General features: G+C 32.9%; 7 protein-coding genes. 6 read left to right on the top strand and 1 reads right to left on the bottom strand.

The genetic code is table 11. The annotated features are described in order from the left end of the window. From B3J44_RS17015 to B3J44_RS17005, 3 genes are all read left to right on the top strand, one after another. Positions 1-831: AraC family transcriptional regulator (locus B3J44_RS17015; RefSeq protein WP_349678300.1), on the top strand; the 831-nt coding region annotated here is incomplete at its 5' end. Positions 832-1,062: 231 nt separating this feature from the next. After that, positions 1,063-1,485 carry a DoxX family protein gene (locus B3J44_RS17010; RefSeq protein WP_286969854.1) on the top strand — a complete coding sequence of 141 codons (423 nt, stop codon included), beginning with the start codon at positions 1,063-1,065 and terminating at the stop codon, positions 1,483-1,485. A 20-nt stretch (positions 1,486-1,505) separates the two neighbouring features. Beyond that, positions 1,506-1,850, top strand: a complete 345-nt coding sequence (locus tag B3J44_RS17005; protein WP_286969853.1) for a dimethylsulfonioproprionate lyase family protein — start codon at positions 1,506-1,508, stop codon at positions 1,848-1,850. Positions 1,851-2,026: 176 nt separating this feature from the next. Here B3J44_RS17005 and B3J44_RS17000 read toward each other — a convergent pair whose 3' ends face one another. Further along, positions 2,027-2,461, bottom strand: coding sequence for a cupin domain-containing protein (locus tag B3J44_RS17000; protein WP_286969851.1), 435 nt, complete (start codon positions 2,459-2,461; stop codon positions 2,027-2,029). Between the two features lie 135 nt (positions 2,462-2,596). Between B3J44_RS17000 and B3J44_RS16995 the strand changes: the two genes are divergently transcribed. The 3 genes from B3J44_RS16995 to B3J44_RS16985 all read left to right on the top strand — a co-directional run. Then, on the top strand, positions 2,597-3,523 hold the full coding sequence (locus tag B3J44_RS16995) for an SMP-30/gluconolactonase/LRE family protein (protein WP_286969847.1): 927 nt from the start codon (positions 2,597-2,599) through the stop codon (positions 3,521-3,523). Positions 3,524-3,897: 374 nt separating this feature from the next. After that, positions 3,898-4,491: a TetR/AcrR family transcriptional regulator gene (locus tag B3J44_RS16990; RefSeq protein WP_068842436.1), complete on the top strand. Its 594-nt coding sequence runs from the start codon at positions 3,898-3,900 to the stop codon at positions 4,489-4,491. Between the two features lie 247 nt (positions 4,492-4,738). Continuing rightward, positions 4,739-5,334: efflux RND transporter periplasmic adaptor subunit (locus tag B3J44_RS16985; protein WP_414654817.1), on the top strand; the 596-nt coding region annotated here is incomplete at its 3' end.

Genomic DNA, 5,334 nt, shown 5'->3' with positions numbered 1-5,334 from the left:
AATCTTATCGAACTTAGCGCTAAAAATCAAAAGCAAATGATTGAAATAAAGACGTTTGAACAAGCAGAAGATTTAAAGCATCCTAGACGTGTATTAAAATATGTCCTTCTTTTTTGTACATCTGGCGAAATAACGCTTTCGGTAGATGAAAACGAATATGTAATCACCAAAAATTCGGTCTTAACGATAACGTCTGGTCAAATTCATTTTATAAAAAACAGCAACAACGCAACCGGATTTGTTCTCGAATTTACTTACGATTTCTTCTGCAAAAATGATAATGACATCGAACTCATTTTTCATAATAGTTTGTTCTGTCATTTTGCAATGAATGAAGTGATAAAAGTAGATGACGACAAATTGGTGGTCGATGCTTTACAGCTTATTCAACAGGAAATTGCCCAAAAACCGTATCAATACCTCATTTCTATTCATTCTAGAATTCAATTGATTTTAATCGAAATCAATCGTTCTAAAATAAAACTGGGAGAAGAAATTTACAAACCAGATGCCTTGTTTCTTCATTTTTTAGAAGCTATTCGAGGGAATTTTGATAAAAATCTTTCGGTAAATGAAATCGCCAATTTAATAGGCACCACCGAAGCCAAATTAAACGAACTCTCTAAACTGCATTGCAATAAAACAGCTCAAAATATCATTTTTGGATTAGTTATTTCTGAAGCAAAACGTTTGTTTACTTATGAGAAATTATCGGTAAAAGAAACCGCTTATGCTTTAGGTTTTAATGATCCTTTCTATTTTTCAAACTTCTTTAAAAAACACACAAATATTTCTCCGAAATCTTATAAGGAGAAAGTTGTTCAGCTGTAACGATTATTTTGTTGAACGCAGAAAATTGCTCGCAAAGTCGCGAAATTTTTTCTCATTTTATGCCATTTCGACGAAGGAGAAATCTTCGTCGAAATGACAAATAGTACGTTATATTAGTCAAAAGACTTTTTGACTTCAAGCTTAATTACATGTTTTTTCCAAGATTCTCTATTCTTTAAAAAGCACCACTGCCTGATCTTTGTATCTGATTAATTACTAATAAAATAGTTTATGAAAAGATATCAGGATTATGCCATTTTGCTTTTACGAATCGCAATGGCAATTGGATTTTTATCTGCCGTTTCAAGTAGGTTGGGTTTGCTTGGAAAACAATCTTCGGGATGGAAAAATTTTCTGGCTTACGCCGAACAAGTAAATTCTTTTTTACCTAAAAGTTTCATTCCGTCAATTGCTATTGCAAGCACTTTTCTGGAAACTTTATTTGCTGTTTTATTGCTGATTGGATATCAGACCAGAAAAACTGCTATTGGCGTTTCTATCTTAACTTTTCTATTTGCACTGGCAATGACTTATTCTTTCGGAATAAAAGATCCTCTTGATTATTCTGTATTTGTCTTTTCTATGGGCGCTTTTCTCTTAGCAACTGCCGACAAATACCGATGGAGTTTGGATGAATATCTTTTGAAAAATTAACTAATTAAATTGGAATACATATGGAAACTAAAATCACAAAAAGCAATGAATTAGAGTGGAAACCTCTTCAAGAAGCAGGTGTAAAAACAGTCGGAATTTATGTTAAAGTATTACGCTTTGATGCTGCTACTAACCGTCCACCAACTTTTCTTTTAAAATTTGAGCCCGGCGCATCGTACCCAAATCATGTACATCCAGCAGGTGAAGAAATTTATGTTCTAGAAGGCGAAGTACGTTCTGGAAAAGACGAATTAAAAGCTGGCGATTATTTGTACATGCCTCCAGGAAGCACGCATTCTGTATTTTCTAGAACTGGCTGCACGCTTTTGTTTATGATTCCCGAAGAAGTTGTTGTATTGAAGTAAATAAAATATTCGGCAGTCTCCTGCTTTAGCTGGAAGCTTATTTGTAACTCTTTATTGAGGTTTTAGCCAAATGTATTTTTTGGCTAAAGCCTTTTTCATTAACTAAATTATTAACCTCCAGCTAAAGCTAGAGGCAATTTAAATAATTACCTTTTTTTTGAACTTCTGCAATATATTTACCTCAAATCCTTTTTAATGACCAAATATTTCAAATCTGTTTTCCCTGCATTACTAATTCCGTGTTCGGCATTTGGCGGACAATAAAAACTGGTATTTGGACCTGCTGTAACAGTTTTTCCGTCAAGGAAGAATTCGGCAGTTCCTTCTAAGATATAGAAAAATTCTTCTTCAGGATGGTGATGTGGCGCGTGCGTCGATTTTCCAGGTTCGACAATGCTCATTTTTAAAGTGTTTTCTTGAGTGAAATCTTTATTGGCAAACCAATATTGGTATCCAACTTTTGTTTTGGTAGCTTTTTCTAACTCAAAGTGATTGACACAGTTTTCGATTGTGTATTGTGGCGATGCTATTTCTTTTTTGGTTTCCTGAGAAAAGGTCTGCTGGAAAAATAAAACAGCAATTGTGGTTTTTAAGATAGTTAGCGTTTTCATTTTTTTTGTTGTAATGTTACGAAAAAATGCTTTTGATAAATTGAGATTAAAATAAAATTCTAATTTCATTGCATTTAATATCAAAAATAAAAATTACTTTTAAAAACGCTTCAAAAGCAACTTTCAAACCTATTTATGATGAACCTATTCCAACTTAAAATAAAATCATACTTTTTACTTCTTATTACTTTAACTTTTACAAATTTCATATTCGCTCAGACATCAAAAGAAAAAAGTTATTCCATAATAGCAAAAGGCGCGGTTCTCACAAAACTGTCAAATCAATTCAGTTTTACAGAAGGACCTGCAGCTGATAAAAAAGGAAATATTTATTTTACAGATCAGCCTAATAATAGAATTATGAAATGGTCGGTTAAGGGTAAACTTTCTGTTTTTATGGAAAATGCTGGAAGAGCTAACGGTTTGTATTTTGATCACAAAGGCAATCTTTTGGCTTGCGCCGATGAAAAAAATGAGCTTTGGAAAATAGACAAAAACAAAAATCATACTGTATTACTAAACAACTTTGAAGGAAAAAGACTGAATGGCCCTAATGATCTTTGGGTTGACCCAAAAGGCGGCATCTATTTTACAGACCCATTTTACCAAAGAGATTACTGGACACATACCTCCAAAGAAATAGAGAAAGAATGCGTTTACTATTTATCTCCAGATAAATCCAAAATTATCAACGTTGAGAATGATCTTGTAAAGCCAAATGGCATTATTGGAACTTCGGATGGAAAAACGTTATTCGTTGCGGATATAGCAGGAAATAAAACGTACTCTTATACAATCGAAAATAATGGTTCTTTAGGTAAAAAAACGCTGTTTACTGAATCTGGTTCAGATGGAATGACAATAGACGAGTCAGGAAATATTTACTTATGCGGAAAAGGAGTTACCATATTCAATCCGAAAGGAGAAAAAATAGCTCATATTGATGTTCCTGAATCTTGGACAGCTAATGTTTGTTTTGGAGGAAAAAAATTTAAAACATTATTTATTACTGCCGGTAAAAGTGTTTATACAATAGTAATGAAAGTTCGGGGAATGAAGTAATCAATAAATCATCGATTTTATTATCGATTTTTCACAATCTTGTCATTTCTCGTTCCTCGAAATGACAAACTTTGTGGTAAACTTTGACAAAGTTCTAATGAAAAAATTTATGTTCTCTCCTAGCCCAATCGAAATGGCATCTTTTTGTGGTGGGGTTCACCACAAAAAATATAATGTAGAGCGGGACAAAACGTTCTTAAAAACGAAAAATGTCCTGCTTCTAAAAAATATTAAAAGCGAAAACCTCAATAAATTAAGGGCTTCCTAATCCATCTATGGAACAATAAGAAAATATTATGACAAAAATATTTTGAAATACGAAAATCTGCCATACATTTGCCTAACAGTGTTAAACGATTTAATACTCGAATATAATGGCTAGCAAAGATCGAATTTTAAGACAAAAAGAAGAGACAAGGAACAACATCCTTGGCGCTGCTTATGATATCGTAAAAGAAGAAGGCTGGAATGGTTTGAGTATGCGTAAAATTGCCGACAGAATCGAATATACTGCTCCTATTATTTATGAATATTTCTCAAATAAAGAAGCAATTTTAGAAGAACTAACTGGCAAAGGTTTTATCAAACTGACAAAAGAACTGCAAATTGCAATTGATAAGTTTGAGAAACCCGAAGATCAATTAGAAGCCATGTGGATGACTTACTGGGACTTCGCTTTTACTAATACTGAAATGTATCAGTTAATGTTTGGTGTTCAAATGACCTGCTGCGCACAGCGATGTTCGGCTCAAGAAGGACCTTACAAATTATTTACTCAAGTGATTGCTGAAGTAATGAAAGACAGTAATCCGAGTCAAGATATTATAAAACAAAAGTACTTCACTTTCTTTTCTGTTATTCATGGTTTAATCGCCATTAATATCATTAACAAAAGTGACATTTTAGAAACAATTAATGCTCAAATTTTGAAAGATGCCATTGGTGGTATCATCAAATCAATACAATAATATTTTTTTCAATTTTTACTTAACGGTGTAAAATGATTTAATCGGATAATATAAAATCCTTTTTTTTATAACCTTCACTTAACACTGTTAGAAAATTTAATAGAGGTAATAAAACTCTTTTTTTAGACTTTTACTTAACAACGTTAGATAATTTAATACCGATTTAAGAACACAGTTGAAAATCATTAAAGTATAGAAGTTTGCGCTCATTTACTTAACAATGTTAGATAATTTAATTCAATTAAATATGAATCCCGAGAATTCCAGAATTCCCAAATTTTTTACCCGAGAAAATGTTCAACCAATTAAAACCACAATGAAAATGAAAAATGTAATTATAACCAGTTTTATTTTGGCATTAGTTTTAAGCAGCTGTGCCGATAAAAATCAGGCTCCTACTGCTCCACCTCCGCCGGTTTTACCAGTGTTGGCTATAACTAGTGCAAACACAATCACTGACTCTGAATATCCTGCTTCTATACAAGGAACTGTTGATGTTGAAATACGCCCACAAGTAAGCGGAAATCTTGACAGAATTTTTGTTGATGAAGGTGCTTACGTAAATAAAGGCCAAACGTTATTTAAAATCAATGAGCGTCCGTTTCGTGAGCAGTTAAACAATGCTTTGGCAAGTCTTCATGCAGCTGAAGCGGCTTTAATCAACGCCAACTTAGAAGTTGATAAATTGACTCCACTTGTTCAGAACAAAGTAGTTTCTGATTATCAGTTAAAAACAGCCAAAGCATCTCAAAAAATTGCTGCTGCTAATATCGAGCAAGCAAAAGCAATGGTAGGTTCTGCTAAAATTAATTTAGGATACACAAATGTTACAGCTCCTGTTAG

This window comes from Flavobacterium sp. UBA4854 (assembly GCF_002399805.1).
Taxonomy (GTDB): domain Bacteria; phylum Bacteroidota; class Bacteroidia; order Flavobacteriales; family Flavobacteriaceae; genus Flavobacterium; species Flavobacterium ginsengisoli.
This window is presented reverse-complemented; position numbering and strand designations above follow the sequence as displayed.